At 57.8% G+C, this 15818-nt stretch carries 14 protein-coding genes and 2 tRNA genes; 7 read left to right on the forward strand and 9 right to left on the reverse strand.

Translation table 11 applies throughout. The features are described 5' to 3' along the window. Positions 1–24: 24 nt before the first annotated feature. Positions 25–2172, reverse strand: coding sequence for a fatty acid oxidation complex subunit alpha FadB (gene fadB / locus DYI22_RS02030; protein ID WP_213476353.1), 2148 nt, complete (start codon positions 2170–2172; stop codon positions 25–27). Positions 2173–2612: 440 nt separating this feature from the next. Between fadB and DYI22_RS02035 the strand changes: the two genes are divergently transcribed. Together DYI22_RS02035 and DYI22_RS02040 are read left to right on the forward strand one after the other, a co-directional pair. Beyond that, positions 2613–3428 carry a hypothetical protein gene (locus DYI22_RS02035; RefSeq protein WP_213476354.1) on the forward strand — a complete coding sequence of 272 codons (816 nt, stop codon included), beginning with the start codon at positions 2613–2615 and terminating at the stop codon, positions 3426–3428. Positions 3429–3588: 160 nt separating this feature from the next. Next, on the forward strand, positions 3589–4020 hold the full coding sequence (locus DYI22_RS02040; protein ID WP_213476355.1) for a universal stress protein: 432 nt from the start codon (positions 3589–3591) through the stop codon (positions 4018–4020). 48 nt (positions 4021–4068) lie between these two features. Here the strand turns inward: DYI22_RS02040 and DYI22_RS02045 are convergent, their stop codons facing one another. The 7 genes from DYI22_RS02045 to DYI22_RS02075 form a co-directional block, all read right to left on the reverse strand. Then, a complete protein-coding gene (locus tag DYI22_RS02045) occupies positions 4069–4737 on the reverse strand; it encodes a DUF6901 family protein (RefSeq protein WP_213476356.1) in 669 nt (222 codons plus the stop codon). After that, positions 4734–6662, reverse strand: coding sequence for an ATP-binding cassette domain-containing protein (locus tag DYI22_RS02050; RefSeq protein WP_323132851.1), 1929 nt, complete (start codon positions 6660–6662; stop codon positions 4734–4736). The genes DYI22_RS02045 and DYI22_RS02050 overlap by 4 nt, the downstream gene beginning before the upstream one ends. 6 nt (positions 6663–6668) lie before the next feature. Next, entirely contained in the window at positions 6669–7463 is a 795-nt protein-coding gene (locus tag DYI22_RS02055; protein WP_213476357.1) for an MOSC domain-containing protein, read from the reverse strand. Positions 7464–7594: 131 nt separating this feature from the next. After that, positions 7595–7670: transfer RNA gene (locus DYI22_RS02060), tRNA-Gly, on the reverse strand. A 75-nt stretch (positions 7671–7745) separates the two neighbouring features. Beyond that, positions 7746–8474 carry a murein L,D-transpeptidase catalytic domain family protein gene (locus DYI22_RS02065; RefSeq protein ID WP_213476358.1) on the reverse strand — a complete coding sequence of 243 codons (729 nt, stop codon included), beginning with the start codon at positions 8472–8474 and terminating at the stop codon, positions 7746–7748. A gap of 149 nt (positions 8475–8623) precedes the next feature. Next, on the reverse strand, positions 8624–9349 hold the full coding sequence (locus DYI22_RS02070; RefSeq protein ID WP_213476359.1) for a TetR/AcrR family transcriptional regulator: 726 nt from the start codon (positions 9347–9349) through the stop codon (positions 8624–8626). Positions 9350–9525: 176 nt separating this feature from the next. Further along, positions 9526–10128, reverse strand: a complete 603-nt coding sequence (locus tag DYI22_RS02075; protein WP_213476360.1) for a DUF924 family protein — start codon at positions 10126–10128, stop codon at positions 9526–9528. 106 nt (positions 10129–10234) lie between these two features. Here DYI22_RS02075 and DYI22_RS02080 point away from each other — a divergent pair, with 106 nt between their 5' ends. The 3 genes from DYI22_RS02080 (at position 10235) to DYI22_RS02090 (ending at position 11759) form a co-directional block, all read left to right on the forward strand. Continuing rightward, the gene (locus DYI22_RS02080; protein ID WP_213476361.1) at positions 10235–10615 is read left to right on the forward strand and encodes a sirohydrochlorin chelatase; all 381 of its coding nucleotides are present in this window, start codon (positions 10235–10237) and stop codon (positions 10613–10615) included. Positions 10616–10677: 62 nt separating this feature from the next. Then, entirely contained in the window at positions 10678–11580 is a 903-nt protein-coding gene (locus DYI22_RS02085) for a TIGR01777 family oxidoreductase (protein ID WP_213476362.1), read from the forward strand. Positions 11581–11683: 103 nt separating this feature from the next. Then, a tRNA-Glu gene (locus DYI22_RS02090) sits at positions 11684–11759 on the forward strand. Positions 11760–11771: 12 nt separating this feature from the next. Here the strand turns inward: DYI22_RS02090 and ccoM are convergent. Continuing rightward, complete coding sequence (gene ccoM / locus DYI22_RS02095) at positions 11772–11927, reverse strand: cytochrome c oxidase subunit CcoM (protein ID WP_213476363.1); 156 nt, start codon at positions 11925–11927, stop codon at positions 11772–11774. A 240-nt stretch (positions 11928–12167) separates the two neighbouring features. On the opposite strand from ccoM, the gene DYI22_RS02100 reads away from it, so the two are divergent. Next, on the forward strand, positions 12168–14585 hold the full coding sequence (locus DYI22_RS02100; RefSeq protein ID WP_213476364.1) for an EAL domain-containing protein: 2418 nt from the start codon (positions 12168–12170) through the stop codon (positions 14583–14585). Between the two features lie 22 nt (positions 14586–14607). Beyond that, a complete protein-coding gene (locus DYI22_RS02105; protein ID WP_213476365.1) occupies positions 14608–15804 on the forward strand; it encodes an acetate/propionate family kinase in 1197 nt (398 codons plus the stop codon). The last annotated feature ends 14 nt before the right edge of the window (positions 15805–15818 follow it).

Below are 15818 nucleotides of genomic sequence, written 5' to 3' on the forward strand. Positions count from 1 at the left end.
TCCGTTCGGAAATCTCGTTCAGGGTTAGCCAAAGAACTTTTCGCCAGTCTTGGCCATTTCACGCAGCTTCTCGGTCGGGTGATACAGAGGACCAAGGTCTGCAAACTTGTCTGCCAGTTCGACGAACTTGTCTACACCCAGGTCGTCGATATAGCGCAGGGCACCACCGCGGAACGGCGGGAAGCCGATACCGAAGATCAGGCCCATATCAGCATCTGCCGGATCTTCGACAATGCCATCTTCCAGGCAGCGAACGGTTTCCAGGCACAGAGGAATCATCATGCGGGCGATGATGTCTTCGTCACTGAAATCGTTCTTACCCTGAACAACCGGCTCAAGCAGCTTGTAGGTCTCTTCATCGACCACCTTCTTCTGCTTGCCCTTGCGGTCCAGTTCGTACTTGTAAAAGCCCTTGTCGTTCTTCTGTCCGTAACGGTTGTTATCGAACATTACGTCAATGGCAGTGGTACCTTCGTGCTTCATGCGGTCCGGGAAGCCGTCGGCCATCACTTCACCGGCATGCTTACCGGTATCCATGCCCACAACGTCCAGCAGATAGGCAGGCCCCATCGGCCAGCCGAACTTTTCCATAACCTTATCGACGTGCTGGAAGTCAGCACCGTCACGTACCAGGCCAATGAAACCGCCAAAGTACGGGAACAGAACGCGGTTCACCAGGAAGCCCGGGCAATCGTTTACCACGATCGGGGTCTTACCCATGGCCTTGGCATAGGCTACGGTGGTGGCGATCGCACGATCACTGGTCTTCTTGCCGCGGATAACCTCAACCAGCGGCATCATGTGCACCGGGTTAAAGAAGTGCATGCCGCAGAAGTTTTCCGGACGCTTCAGGTTCTTGGCCAGAAGGTCGATGGAAATGGTGGAGGTGTTGGAGGTCAGGATCGCATCTTCGCGAACCGCATCCTCGGTCTCACGCAGTACCGCGTCCTTCACCTTCGGATTTTCAACAACCGCTTCAACCACCAGGTCTACGTTCTTGAAATCGCCGTAGTTCAGGGTCGGGGTGATGCTGTTGAGAACGTCGGCCATCTTGCCGGCGTCCATCTTGCCTTTGTCAACGCGTTTGGACAGAAGCTTCTTGGCTTCCTTCAGACCCAGGGCAATACCTTCCTGGGCGATGTCCTTCATGATGATCGGAGTGCCTTTCAGTGCAGACTGATAAGCCACGCCACCACCCATGATACCGGCACCCAGAACAGCCGCCAGTTTCACATCGTTGGCTTCTTTCTCCCAGGCGCTGGCTTTCTTCTTGAGCGCCTGATCGTTCAGGAACAGACCAACCAGACACGCGGCAACGTTGGTCTTGGCCATCTTGGCAAAGCCTTTGGCTTCGACTTCGATCGCCTTGTCGCGGGTCATGCCGGCATGCTTCTGCATGGTCTTGATGGCTTCCACCGGCGCCGGATAGTTCTTGCCAGCCTTGCCGGCAACGAACGCCTTGGAAATCTCGAACGCCATCATGCTTTCCATGGCGTTGAGCTTGATCTTGCCTTTCTTTTCTTCGCGCCGCGCCTGATTATCCAGCTTGCCTTCGTTGCACTGTTCAATGATTGCAACGGCAGCTGCCACCAGCTTGTCAGCTTCAACAACAGCGTCAACAGCACCTACTTTCAACGCCGCATCAGCGCGGTTCTCGGTGCCGCCGCTGATCCATTCAATGGCGTTGTCCACGCCTACCAAACGGGACAGACGAACAGTGCCGCCGAAGCCCGGGAAGATACCCAGCTTCACTTCCGGCAGACCTACCTTGGCCTTGGGAGCCATCACACGGTAGTCGGTTGCCAGACACATCTCGAAACCACCACCCAGAGCGATACCATTAATGGCAGTTACGGTCGGGAACGGCAGGTCTTCAATGGCGTTGAAAACGTCGTTGGCCTTCAGGTTGTTGGCAACAAGGTCTTCCTCGGAACCGGCAAACAGCTCGGTGAACTCCGTGATGTCGGCACCAACAATAAAACTGTCCTTGGAGCTGGTTACCACCAGGCCCTTCAGATTCTTCTGGGATTTGAGTGCGTCAGCTGCGGCGCCCAGTTCTTCGATGGTGAGACGGTTGAACTTGTTGACAGACTCGCCCTGCAAGTCAAAGTCCAACTGAGCGATCCCGCCTTCGATCTCTTTAACCGTGATGGCTTTACCTTCGTAAATCATCAACTGATCTCCAGTCTGTGTTTGGAACTGCCTGCAAACGTCCCGCCGGCTATAAGAGGCTGACGGACGCCTGCGGATGCAGCGAGATTTCGGTCACTGCCCGATAAATCGATTCAAAATTCATACAGTCGTTTGAATCGTGGGCACACACGATGAAAAAAAACAGCTCATTTGTCAATTTGTTTCTGGTAGAAACGGCGCAAAAGTCTTCACTATGCAGGAAGGCGCCAGGAAGCTGGTAAAGCGGATTTGTTGTTTTATCAGTGCAGTACATCCGGGGTTGAGCAAGAATCCGGAACTTCGTCACGCAAATTTGTCAGTTCTTTACATTTGCCTGAGACGCCGGCAGGAAAACCGCTTGATTGGCCGGCTGAGTTACTTTACCTTCGGTCTGAGACTTTAGTCCACAATAATAACACCCATGTACGGAGACCTATCCGATGAATGACGCTCGCCTGCGGGTACGCTCACTGGTGGCAGCCCTGATTCTGCTTGCCCTTACCTCCCTCACGGCCCGGGCAGAAACCGGAGACGGATTTCTTGCAAATCTGCACAGCTTCCGCGTCAGCAATTACCTGGCCCTGGATGCCTATTACCGCTTCAGTGCAAACGGTGACACCGATACACTCAACGAGATTGTTGGTGGCATCAATATGGCTAACACCGCCATGAACGATCTGGCCGCCAGCACCGCTGGCGTGCTCAGTGAAGACGAAGTGGAAGGGCTGAACCAGCAGTTTGACATCTTCAAGAACCTGATGCGCGACAACATCAACGACGTACGCAATACCGGTTACCCCGATCTTCGACTGGTTTCAGATATGGCAAATCAGGCGGCGACGATCAGTGAAATGGCCACCGAGCTTTATCAGGTTGCCCTTGAGAGCAGCCAAATCTCGGTTAACCCGCGGGTAGAAGCCGCACGCTCCGCTGCCATTACCCTGGCTCAGATGATGGCCAAGTATTCGGCCCGCACCCACTCCACCGTGGCGCAGACATTCCAGGGTTCCTCCTCAGAGAAGCCGCTTGATCAGCAGGCGCTTGAATTTGACACGCTGTTGGGCGAAATCAACAAGGGTGCCAGTGAAGGGCAGTTGAAGTCCGCCCTGGACGATGTTGCTTCCAAGTGGCAGTTCATCCGCGGCTCTTACATCAACTACAACGACAACAACGTATCGTTCGTCATTGATCGTTATTCCAAAGGTATTCTCCAGGGGCTCTCGACCACCATCGAACTGCTTCAGGAAAACGCCTGATTGCTCCGGGGCCGCAACCTTGCGGCCTCTCGCTCCTCCCCTAACCCCGCACTGATCGTCTGTATTTTGATATCAGTCACTTCCGCACCCAGTCCACTCGACTATCCTGAGTTCATTGTTATGCTTTAAGACAACACTCTGTTCGCGAAGGAGCAATGGGATGGGAACGTATCAGAAAGTGCTGGTTGCGATAGACCTCACCGAGGAAGCGCCACAGGTTTTGAACAAGGCGATGGAGATCAGCAAGGCCCACGGTGCCCAGCTGCTGCTGGTTCATGTGGTGGAACCGGTGGGCTATGCCTATGGCGGGGATATTCCGATGGATCTGACAGAGCTGCAGGACCAGCTCGACAAAGCCGCACACGAGCAACTGACGGCGTATGGGGATCAGTATGGTGTGAGCAAAGAACACCAGGTGGTCAGTGTCGGGCGGCCTGAGTCGGAAATCCACCGGCTTGCCAAAGAACACCAGGTTGATCTGGTGATTGTCGGCAGCCACGGGCGCAAAGGCTTTCAGCTATTGCTCGGGTCCACGGCAAATGGCGTGCTGCACGGGACCGAGTGCGACGTTCTGGCGGTTCGCATCCATTGACGCGACCGCGCCCGGTTCCGGCGATCGAAACCGGGCCCTTGCGCTGCGCTACTCGGCGCTGCCTTCCATTTTGCTTTCCAGCTTGCGCAGCTGGCTTTCCAGCGAAAAACTGACACTGGAAGCCATGGAAAAGAAATTCAGCAGTGCCTTCAGGTTGCTGTCCCCTTTGCAGACGGAGTGAATCCGTTGCCACAGCGCCTGGTTGACCAGCTGCAAGCGCTGATTCCGCTCCACCAACCCCTTGAGGTCCCAATCCGGCTCGCGGTGATTGCGCTTGGCGAAATACTGCTGAAGCAGGTAATGGGACACGCTTCGCATGATGAATTCATCGGTACTGGCAAATGGCAGATGGTGCACCGCCATCGGTTTCAGCTCACCCAGAACGGGGCAGCCACTGGTGGCCATTTTCAGCCCCAGCAGGGATCGCAGGGCCTCTTCCAGTGCCGTACTCTTGGAGTAGGTGCGGCGCTCGTCGGTCACCGACACCTCCACTTTCTGATAGGCGTCCTGGTCCTGGAACTCATTGACCACCGGAAGAATCTCGACGGCCGCGGGGCAATGCGGGGTGTCTGCCGGCTTGAGCGGACAGTTGGAGCACTGACAGTGCTCCAGTCGGGTCCAGGAAGGCAACGGCGATTCCACACGGGCGGGCTGGTCTGTGACCCTGAATTCAACCTGACGCCCATCCTGAAACTTGAAATTATAGTTAACGTTCATTGATTGGCCTGTTCTTCCAGCTCCATCCACCGCTCGATAACCTGCTCCAGACGGGATTCCTTCTCCGTCAACGCTTCCAGAGTAGCCGAGACTTCGTTCGGTGGGCCTGAATAAAATTCCGGATCCGCGATGGCCGCCTGCAGCGACTCCACCTCGTTCTCCAGAGTCTCAATTTTGCCCGGTAATTCTTCAAGCTCAAGCTTTAGCTTGTAACTGAGTTTAACTGGTTTCGTTTTTGTGGAGTCTGCCACAGCTCCGGCATTTTTCTTTGCCGGCTCCGATGCTTGCTGGGGCTTCGCCGCCTTCTCCTGACGACCTCCTTTCTGCTCGGTGGGAAACGAGCCACCCTGGCGCCGCCAGTCGGAGTATCCGCCAACAAATTCCTGCACCCTGCCACTGCCATCCAGGAAGATGGTGTCGGTGACCACGTTGTCCAGGAACTCCCGATCGTGACTGATCACGATGACCGTGCCTTTGAACTCCACCAGTTGCGCTTCCAGAAGCTCAAGCGTTTCCACATCCAGATCGTTGGTTGGTTCATCAAGCACCAGAATATTGGCAGGCTTGCTGAACAGTTTCGCCAGCAGTAGTCGCGCGCGCTCGCCTCCGGAGAAAACACTGACCGGTGAACGGGCCCGTTGCGGGCTGAACAGGAATTCCTGCAGATACCCCAGCACGTGTTTGCTCTGACCGTTGATGTCGATGAACTCCCGCCCTTCCGAGAGGTTGTCCAGGGCGTTTCGCTCAAGATCCAGCTCGCCGCGGAGCTGATCAAAATAGGCCACCTCCAGGTTGGTGCCAAGCCGGATACTGCCTTCCGTCGGCTTGAGATCCCCGAGCAACAGCCTGACCAGGGTGGTTTTCCCGGTGCCGTTCTCCCCCACCAGTCCGATCTTGTCACCCCGAAGCACCGTGAGATTCATATCACTGATCACTGACGAGCCATCGGGGTAGCGGAAACCGGCTTCCCGGGCCTCCACCACGAGCTTGCCGGAGCGCGCAGCGTCCTCCACCGCAAAGCTTGCGGTACCGCCACGAACCCGGCGCTGACGGTGTTCCTCACGCATGGCTTTCAGCGCCCTGACCCGCCCCATGTTACGGGTGCGCCGCGCCTTGATCCCCTGACGGATCCAGGCCTCCTCCTGTTTGAGGCGCTTGTCAAAAAGCGCGTTCTGGCGCTCCTCTTCCTCCAGCGCCTTTTCTTTCAATTCCAGATATTTGTCATAGGTTGCCGAGAAGCTGACCAACTTGCCCCGAGCGAGCTCGACAACCCGGGTGGCCATCCTGCGAATGAAGGCCCGATCATGGCTGACAAACAGCATCGCGCCGCGAAACTGGCCAAGGGCCTCTTCCAGCCAGGCAATGGCAGGCACATCGAGGTGGTTGGTGGGCTCGTCGAGCAAAAGGATGTCCGGCTCCGCCACCAGTGCTTTCGCCAGCAGGACCCGACGCTGCCATCCGCCAGACAGCGTGTTCAGCTGCTGCTCCGGATCAACGCGGTACTGGGCAAGGATCGCACCCACCTTCTGATCCAGACGCCAGCCATCAAGGGCTTCCAGTCGCTCCTGAACCTTCATCAGCTCTTCCAGGCTTGCCTCATCCGCCTGTTGAGAAAGCGTATGAAAGCGAGCGAGCAGGTCACCGGTTTCGGGGAAGGCACTGGCAACCACCTCATAGGCGGTGCGGGCGTCACTGGCCGGCAGATTCTGCGGCAGCACCGCCAGCACCGCGCCCTCCTCCAGCCGGACAACGCCGCCATCGGGCGTGACCTCGCCGCTGACCACCTTCAGCAGTGTGGATTTACCCTCCCCATTGCGGCCCAGCAGACACACCCGTTCCCCCGCTTCAATATTCAGCGAGGCCTGATCCAGCAAGGGCTGCATACCAAAAGCCAGCGAAATGGCGTCGAGCGTTAACAATGGCACCTGATGTTACTCCGTGATTCTGTTATTGACCGGGTCACCCACGCTGATCCTGCCGGGTGACTGGTGAATGGCATTCATGCCGAAGATGACGCCGTCATCAGTGCGTCGGTATTGCCCCAGCGTTCGCAGGGGCTGGAGAGCTGCATCCTTCACTCCGGTATCAGGATCGACCGTGGTCATTACACACCGGGAACAGGGTTTGACAAGACTGAACGACTGCTGGCCAATATCAATTTGACGCCAGTCATCTTCCTGCCAGGGTTCGGCGCCCTCCACCACAATGTTAGGACGAAAACGGCGCATTTCGACGGGCGCCGGCAAGCGACTGTTCAGCTCTTCAAGGGAAGCCAGATTGGTGACCAGGAATGGAAATCCATCGGCAAAACTGACACGGCGAACCTCTGAAACCCGTCCGGCATCGACCCTGCGAAAGGTAGCGTCCGGCATAAAGACGAACTGAAGTGCCGTGCCGCAAAAACGGCTCAGAGCCGCCGATGCATCTTCGGCACCGACGAATGCGTCGACCCAATCCTGCCATACCCGCACGCGCACGCCCGTATCCGTCGCTTGCAGCCGGAACGCCCCCTCTCCGGGAACGCTTACCGTAACACAGTCCTGCTCAATCGCAGTGCTGACCCTCGCCAGCTCAGGAAAATTCCGTTGGGTGACAAACTGCCGTTCGCTATCAACGATCATCCAGCGACGATCACCTTGCGGGCCAAAATCGTCCATGACGAACGAGGAAACGGGTATCCCGGCGAGGGATTTGACGGGGTAAAGAAACAGGGAATGGACTCGCACAATGACTCCCACGGGCAGCGGCAATGAAAAGCACGGGCGTAGAGTATACCCGAGTTCACCGGCTATACGTGGATTTGGTGGGGGCCAGAACGAAGAAACCCGGCCGTTTTAAGGGCCGGGTTTCCGGAATCTGGAGCGGGAAACGAGATTCGAACTCGCGACCCCAACCTTGGCAAGGTTGTGCTCTACCAACTGAGCTATTCCCGCTTTGCGCTGCTGGCTTGATGCCGACAACGGAGGCGTATTCTACGGATTCGATCGCGGTCGTCAACCACTTTTTTATCAACTCCGATCGGCACCCTGCTCCGCAGCGCTTGCCATCCTGCCGCTATCGCAGTTCAGATAGCCGGAGGATTGCAGCCATTGCTGGTCTGGGAAATATTTGAACACCAGCTGGCCGCCTTTGAGATTGTCCACCACTTGCCGGATGACCTGCTGATCCACCGCGGGACACCCGTGACTCCGGCCGATGCGGCCATAATCTTTGACCCAGGCGTCATTCACATAGTCGGCGCCGTGGATGACGATGGCCCGTTGACGGGCGAGGTCATTGATTCCCGGCTCCAGACCATCCAATCGCAGGGAGTAGCCATGGCGGCCCCGGTAGGATTCGCTCGCCCGGAACAACCCGATGCTGGACTGATGGCTGCCTTCGATATTGGAAAACGCGGTAGATTCGAGCATTCCCGAGTTCTTGCCATGGGCAACCAGATCCCGCAGCACCAGCTCACCCCTTTGCAGATCAAAGATCCACAACCGCTCCTCGCTGGAGGGGCGCGAGAAATCAATAACGGCCAGACGCTCGGGCATTACCACACCCTGGTTGACGGCACAGGCGGATGCCCTCAACGCCCGTTGCAGCACGTCGACATTTAACGTCGGTGCAACGACGGAAAGCCTGGTCAGCAGTGTGTGATCGAAACCGCCGGCAACACCGTGCGTTGGCAAACAGAAGGCAGTGGCCAGCGCAAGCCCGGCAAGCACACGGCGGCTGGATGGTGGACGTTTCATTATTCGGCAAACCCTGTCAATTCGGCTCAACAAAAAGGTCAGCGGGCAAGGGCCCGAACCTGAGCTCAAGTGTCGGCCATTTTAACAGGGAATATCGGGACGACGGTCATGGTGTACATTATTCATACAATCCGGTACACACAGGTACATCAGATAGCCAGCACCAGACACACCATCCGGTGAACGGCTTGTTCAAGAACTTCCGGCTCCGCATACCGTTTATTCAGCAGGTGGTCATACCCCAGCCCAAGCGTCACGCTGACAAGCAGCGATGCGTCCCGCGCCGGCGCCGGAGAATCCAGCCGCTGCAGGATCTGCTCCAGGCCTGCCACCCATACACGGCGATAGTTACGGGCCAGCGCCGCAAGGCGCTCGTCTCTGAGCGATTCCATCAGGAACACCTGCTCAGTCAGCGTCTGCTCGCACCGCTGTGTGAACTGCTCCTGCAGGTATGCCGTCGCAATGGCGCTGAGCCTTGCGGCCAGCGCTGCCCGCCCGGCCCCACCATGGACAAGAGCGTCCGACGGCACGTTATCGAGAACCAGATTCACCGTGTCATAGAAGCGGCCGAGTTCTTCCCGGGCTTTTTCCGCGAACAGCATGAAGGAGTCGCTGATCAGCTCTTCGATGTCACGGAAATAGTAGGTTGTTGCCGCCAGAGGAACCCCGGCTTCGCGGGCAACCGCACGATGCTTTATGCCCTTCAGCCCATCCCGCGCGGCAATGCGCAAGGTGGCTTCGAGAATCTGCAACCGACGGTGTTCGCTTTTCGCTCTCGCTGCCTTGCGGCCGGAGTATCGAATGGATTCCCGGAAAGAGCGCTCTTCCGGGAGCTCACTGTCTTGCCATAACCTGATGCTTTGCGCCTGACCCATGGCCCGTTTCCTGTTTCGTCGCCCTGCCCCCACAGCTGCTTCGAGGGAGGCTCTTCCGGTTCACCCGGACTTATTGTTAATTTTTGTAAATGATGACCGAAACAGGAAACCCAATCTTTGACCGGTTCGGCAGTTTTCAGCTTCACTGCAGGCAATCTCGAATTGGCTGGGGGTTGTTACTGACCGAAGCGACGTCCCTTTTTGAGGTAGTCTGCTTCTTCAGGGGTCGATGAGCGCTTGAGGGGCCCGTTGCGGTGGGGAAAACGCCCGAATCGGCGAATAATGTCGTGATGATCCCTGGCCGCCTGCCTGAAACTCTGCATGAAGTCCCCCAGCAGCCCGCTTGTGGCCGCAGCCAGCTGCTCGAAACATTCCAGCGACAGCTCCTGGTCCGCAAGGCGCTCCGAATGTTCCAGCGGCATATAAAGGAACGCCCTCTGCACAGGGGGCAGCTGCATGTCCTGGCCTTTTTCCATGGCCTGACGCGCGAGGCTGCGGGCGAGCCGGTCATGCTCGAAGGCCAGCGCACTGCCGCGAAAAATATTCCGGGTAAACTGATCCAGCAGAAGAATCTCTGCGAGCGCCCCGCCCGCAGATTGCCGCCAGTGGCTGAGGCCACCCTCGGAGGCAAACAGCACCATGGACAGAAACCGCCGCCGGATTTCCTGATCGAAACGTCGGTCCGAGCGGAACCAGCGATTGCGATGAAAGCTGTCGGGCAACCCATCGCCGTCGAGTTCTCCGAACCAGAAATCCAGAATGTCTTTCCAATCGAACATACCGGGGTACCCAGTTCATTGGTGAATACGTCATTCACGCTTCCGGCCGACGGCCTTTGCGTTACACTTTACGACACCGAGCCCCGGATCGTTCACAGGAGCACCCATGCCCGATCAGCATCGTATCATTCTTCTGGCCCACGGCAGCAGCGACGAACGCTGGTGCCGGACTTTCGAGAAGCTGGCCGCACCAACGGTTGAATCCGTGCCCGGAGCACAGATTGCCTACATGGAGCTGGCAGAGCCCTCACTGGACGCTATTGTTAAAGAGGGGGTTCACGACGGTGTACGCAGTTTCACGGTGGTGCCACTGTTCCTCGCCGCGGGCAGACACCTGCGCAAAGACGTGCCGGCGATGATCAAAGCGCTGGAACAAAACTTCGATGTAACAATCGGCCTGGCACCTCCGATCGGTGAGAACCCCCAGTTAGGCGATGCCATTCGCGATGTTGTACAGCAGGAGCTGGCAAACCAGAAGGCGTCGTAGCTTTCCCCGGCACCAGCGGACTAACTGGGCGGCGTGACCAATGCAATGAACGGAGCTATGCAATGAGCAAGCGCATTCTTGTTACCGGAGGCACTGGCTTCATCGGCCAGGCTCTGTGCCCGCGGCTCACCGCCAAAGGCCACACCCTGACGGTATTGAGTCGGCGCAACGAAGCGGATGTAAAAGCGCTGTGTGGGCGTGTGGAGCCGATCAGCAACCTGTCCCGATTACGGGAACATCCCGGCTTCGACGCCATCATCAATCTGGCCGGTGAAGGGATCGCGGACCAACGCTGGTCCGAGCGGCGAAAGCAGGAAATCAGGGACAGCCGTATTGCCCTGACCCGCGAACTGGTGACCGTCGCCAGAAGCTGGTCATCGCCCCCCGCGGTACTGATATCCGGCTCCGCCGTTGGTTTCTATGGTGATCAGGGCAGCGCACTGGTTACCGAGGCAACGCCGCCGAACGACGAATTCACCCACCGCCTGTGCCGCGACTGGGAAGCCGAAGCGCTGGAACTCGAAGCCGATGGCGTAAGGGTATGCCTGTCACGCACGGGCATTGTCGCTGGCCCGGGAGGCGGGTTCCTGAAACGGATGCTGCTGCCGTTTCGCCTGGGACTCGGAGGCCGGCTTGGCTCCGGCCTTCAATACATGCCCTGGGTGCACAGGGAGGATGTGGTGTCTGCGCTGATATTCATGCTGGACTCCGACCAGGCTTCCGGGGCGTACAACGTGGTCAGCCCGAACCCCGTCACCAATCGGGAGTTCACCCGCTGTCTCGCCCATGCTCTCCACCGGCCCGCCCTGTTTCCGGCACCCGAGCCGGTTCTGAAGCTGGCGTTGGGTGAAATGTCGCGCTTACTGCTCACGGGCCAGCAGGCCATGCCGGAAAAACTGTTGCAACAAGGCTTCGAGTTTTCTTATCCGGAACTGCCGGCGGCGTTGGCGAACTGCGTTCGGTGAAACTGCCAGCCCGCCTGATTTTTTCAAAAAAGCGTTTGACAGCCAAAAGCGTGTTACTTAATATACGCGCCACCTCGACGAGGCAAGTCAGTAAGAACGTTGCGTCCCCTTCGTCTAGTGGCCTAGGACTCCGCCCTTTCACGGCGGCAACAGGGGTTCGAACCCCCTAGGGGACGCCAATTTTCTTCTTCTCAGGCTGATTTATCAGTCGCCTTCCGGGCAGCGTTCATGCCCAGGTGTTTCGGATGTTTGGCGTCTCTCGCCACAAAAACGCCGACAGCCACCAGAAACCCCACCATCAGCAATACTGTTGCAATACCTGCTATCACAATCGCGTCCAAGTACATAACCTGATCTCCAGCCATTCCATTATTGAATTGCACTCAGATTAAGCCCTCGCTGTTCTGCCTGTATTGACCTGCATCAACCTGCTCATCGGATGTGCCGGTTCTGAACCGGGAACCTCACCACATTTCTTTCGGTTTTTCCTGTATTTGCAAAGCACTTGCAAGAAACTGCTGCTATAGTCCTGAGGGTAACTACCTATCTGTTCCATGTTTCATCGTCAGGGTGGCTGAAGTAACGGCATGCAGAAACTGTCGACACGTCTCCAACGTTTCCGAACGGGGTCACCCCTGTCGTTCCGGCTACTCGCATGGATACTGCTGTTCAGCTCCCTGTTCACCGTGATCGCTTCCGCCATTCAGCTTTATCTCGATTACCGCAAGGATCTCACCCAGATTGACAATCGCATGGTGGTGGTGGAAACCGGCTATGCCTCCAGTCTGGCGCGGAGTCTATGGGCGCTTGATCAGAAATTGCTGCAAACCCAGATGGAAGGCATTCTCAGCCTGCCTGACGTAGTTCACTTGCGATTGCGGATAGAGCCTGACTCCGAACTGGTGATGGGGAACATGCCGAGGGATTCCCGCACCACCTCCCATAGTTTCGATCTTGTGCATCAGGGCGACGAGATGTTCAAGCTCGGCGAACTGACGGTGACCGCCGACCTCAATCGCGTCTACACGGACATGAAGCGCAAAGTGGGTCTGATTCTGGTGACCCAGTTCTTCAAGACGTTTCTGGTGTCGATCCTGATCATCTGGATATTCCAGCATTTTGTCGCCCGCCACCTGTCGGCGATGGCCAACTACACGCGGGAGTTCTCCCTGACCAACCCGACCAGTCCGTTGCGCCTGGATCGCCCCGATACCCCGCTGAACCGCCGCGACGAGCTGGCCCAGGTCAGCGAGGCCATCAACCATATGCGCGAACGGCTCAATGAAGATGCCGCTCGCCAGGAACGTGATGCGGCGGAAATCCGCAAGTTCTCGAAAGCGATCGAACAGAGCCCGTCGTCGGTACTGATCTGCGATCGTCAATGGCGCATTGAGTTCGCCAATCAGAAGTTCACCCAGTTAACCGGATACGACGCCAGCAGCATTCTCGGCAAGCACCCGGGCGCGCTGTCCGATAACGCCATGGAACACCGCGAAACCCGGCACCTGTGGCAGTCCATCCGGCTTCAGGTTCAGCGCGTGGGGGTCTGGCAGGGCGAGGTGAACAGCGTCCGCCGTAACGGCGAACGCTTTTGGGAGCAGCTGATCGTTACCCCGATCAAGGATTCCAGCGGTGAAGCCACTGGGTATCTGATCCTCGGTGAAGACATCAGTATTCGCAAGCGCTACGAACAGCAGCTGTTGCGGCAGGCCAATTACGACATCCTGACCGGCCTGCCAAACCGGATGCTCGCCCTGGACCGGCTGAAACTGGCGCTGGCTCAGGCCCGCAGGGAGAATTCCCTGGTGGGCGTGATGTTCCTGGATCTGGACAACTTCAAACACATCAACGACACCCTGGGCCACGATGCGGGCGACAACCTGCTGATTGAAGCCGCTCGCCGCATCTCCAGCTGTCTGCGGGGCACCAGCACGGTGGCGCGTCTGGGTGGCGACGAATTCCTGGTTATTCTGCCCGGGCTGGCCGGGCCCGAAGCCACCTCCCAGGTGGCGGAACGTATCCTGAAAACCTTCGAACCCGCCTACCTGCTGAATGGCCAGGAAGTCTTTGTCACCACCAGTATCGGTATTGCCATTTTCCCGACCGACTCCGATAACAGCGGAACCCTGCTCCAGCATGCGGATGCGGCGATGTATCAGGCCAAACACAAGGGCAAGAGCGCCTTTGCCCACTTTGCGCCGGAGATGACGGAAGTCTCCCACGAACGCCTGCAGATGGAGTCCAGAATGCGCCGGGCGCTTGAGCTCAACGAGTTCGAGCTCTATTTCCAGCCTATTGTCCGCACCGACACCGGCGCCCTGTGTTCCGCCGAGGCTCTCCTGCGCTGGAACAACCCGAGCATGGGCATGGTCATGCCGGATCGCTTCATTCCCCTGGCGGAGGAAACCGGACTGATCATCCCCATCGGCGAGTGGGTACTCCATGAAGCCTGCCAGAAGGCGGTCCGCTGGCGCGAAGTCACGGGGACCGATATCGGCGTATCGGTTAACGTCTCACCCCGCCAGTTCCGCGACCGCGGGTTTACCGACGCCGTTATGAATGCGCTGAAAGAAAGCGGGCTTGCGCCCGAGAAGCTGGAGCTGGAAATTACTGAGCGGCTCATCCTCGACAACACCATTGAGACGGCGGATATCCTGAAGCAGCTTGATGCCGCCGGCATACGCTTATCGGTGGACGATTTCGGCACCGGTTATTCGGCGCTCAGTTACCTCAAGAGCTACCCGTTCGATACCCTGAAGATCGACAAGTCTTTCGTACAGGATGTCCTCAAGGAACAGGAAGACGCCTCGCTGGTGAAAGCCATCATCAATATGGCCCACAGCCTGGGACTCCACGTGATTGCGGAAGGCGTGGAAGAAGAAGCCCAGACCCACTTCCTCCAGCAGCAGGGCTGCGACTACTCCCAGGGGTATTTCTACAGCCGCCCCGTTCCGGAGACTGAATTCGAAACATGGTTGCGCACCAACCATCGCGCAAGAGCCTGACATTAGGAGAACCTCCCCTTCCATGGACGACACCGTACTCGTCATCAATTGCGGCAGTTCATCACTGAAAGTGGCACTGTTTGACGCTGACATGAACAAACTCGGATCAGGACTGGCAGAACGACTTGGCAACTCCGATGCGTTTGCCGGCCTCTCCGGCGAACCGGAGCGCATCCCCCTCGCCAACGGCGCCAGCCATAAGGATGCGCTGGAGGCGCTGATTGAAGCGTTTCGACAACGCAACCTGCTGAATGCCCAGCCAGCCGCCATCGGGCACCGTGTGGTGCATGGGGGCGAGAGATTTCGCGAGGCGGCACGGGTCACGGACGACGTGATCGCGGCCATTGAACAGTGCGCAAGCCTTGCCCCGCTGCATAATCCGGTCAATCTGGCCGGAATCGACGCCATCAGCGACTTGTTCCCCGACGTCCCTCAGGTCGTGGTATTCGACACCGCCTTTCATCAGACCTTACCCGAGTACGCCTATCGCTACGCCCTGCCCGACCGGTTCTATCAGCAATGGGGTGTGCGGCGTTACGGTTTTCACGGCACCAGCCACAGCTTTATGGCCACCGAAAGCGCTCGCCGGCTCGGCAAGCCTCCGGAGTCCACCTCGATCATCTCGGCACACCTGGGCAATGGCTGCAGTATCACCGCCATCAGGGAGGGCGCCAGCGTGGACACCAGCATGGGGCTAACGCCGCTGGAGGGATTGGTGATGGGTACCCGCAGTGGCGATGTCGATCCGGGCCTGTTCGATTTTCTCGGCTCCAAAGGCATCAGCGCGGATGAAGTTCACCGGATACTCAATCACGAGAGTGGATTGCTGGGTATTTCGGGCCAGACCAACGACATGAGGTCGCTCTGTGAACTCGCCGAACAGGGCCACCGGGCGTCCGCATTGGCCATCGAGGTGTTCTGCTTTCGACTGGCGCGGTACATTGGCGCCATGATGGCATCACTGGCTCATCTCGATGCTTTGGTGTTCACCGGCGGTATCGGCGAGAACAGCGCCCTGGTGCGCCATAAAACCCTGAGTCATCTGAGCCTGCCGGGGTTTTACGTTGACCGGGATCTTAACCAGAATCACGGTCGCGCCAGCGACGGTCGGATTGACAGCGGCAACAGCCGCTTCGCGATCCTGGTCATTCCCACCGATGAAGAACTGGTCATTGCCAAAGCGGCGCGAGCCAAAGCCACGTCTGAACCACACCACTGATCAGGCACTACCCG

The organism is Marinobacter lipolyticus (genome assembly GCF_018424605.1).
Taxonomy (GTDB): domain Bacteria; phylum Pseudomonadota; class Gammaproteobacteria; order Pseudomonadales; family Oleiphilaceae; genus Marinobacter; species Marinobacter lipolyticus_B.

Bases quoted from the DNA above. Each gene is read 5' to 3' on its own strand.
- ccoM (WP_213476363.1), bottom strand. From the start codon at position 11,927: ATGTACTTGGACGCGATTGTGATAGCAGGTATTGCAACAGTATTGCTG.
- DYI22_RS02075 (WP_213476360.1), bottom strand. From the start codon at position 10,128: ATGTTCGATTGGAAAGACATTCTGGATTTCTGGTTCGGAGAACTCGAC.
- DYI22_RS02080 (WP_213476361.1), top strand. From the start codon at position 10,235: ATGCCCGATCAGCATCGTATCATTCTTCTGGCCCACGGCAGCAGCGAC.
- DYI22_RS02045 (WP_213476356.1), bottom strand. From the start codon at position 4,737: ATGAACGTTAACTATAATTTCAAGTTTCAGGATGGGCGTCAGGTTGAA.
- DYI22_RS02100 (WP_213476364.1), top strand. From the start codon at position 12,168: ATGCAGAAACTGTCGACACGTCTCCAACGTTTCCGAACGGGGTCACCC.
- DYI22_RS02040 (WP_213476355.1), top strand. From the start codon at position 3,589: ATGGGAACGTATCAGAAAGTGCTGGTTGCGATAGACCTCACCGAGGAA.
- DYI22_RS02105 (WP_213476365.1), top strand. From the start codon at position 14,608: ATGGACGACACCGTACTCGTCATCAATTGCGGCAGTTCATCACTGAAA.
- DYI22_RS02085 (WP_213476362.1), top strand. From the start codon at position 10,678: ATGAGCAAGCGCATTCTTGTTACCGGAGGCACTGGCTTCATCGGCCAG.
- DYI22_RS02065 (WP_213476358.1), bottom strand. From the start codon at position 8,474: ATGAAACGTCCACCATCCAGCCGCCGTGTGCTTGCCGGGCTTGCGCTG.
- DYI22_RS02070 (WP_213476359.1), bottom strand. From the start codon at position 9,349: ATGGGTCAGGCGCAAAGCATCAGGTTATGGCAAGACAGTGAGCTCCCG.
- DYI22_RS02035 (WP_213476354.1), top strand. From the start codon at position 2,613: ATGAATGACGCTCGCCTGCGGGTACGCTCACTGGTGGCAGCCCTGATT.
- fadB (WP_213476353.1), bottom strand. From the start codon at position 2,172: ATGATTTACGAAGGTAAAGCCATCACGGTTAAAGAGATCGAAGGCGGG.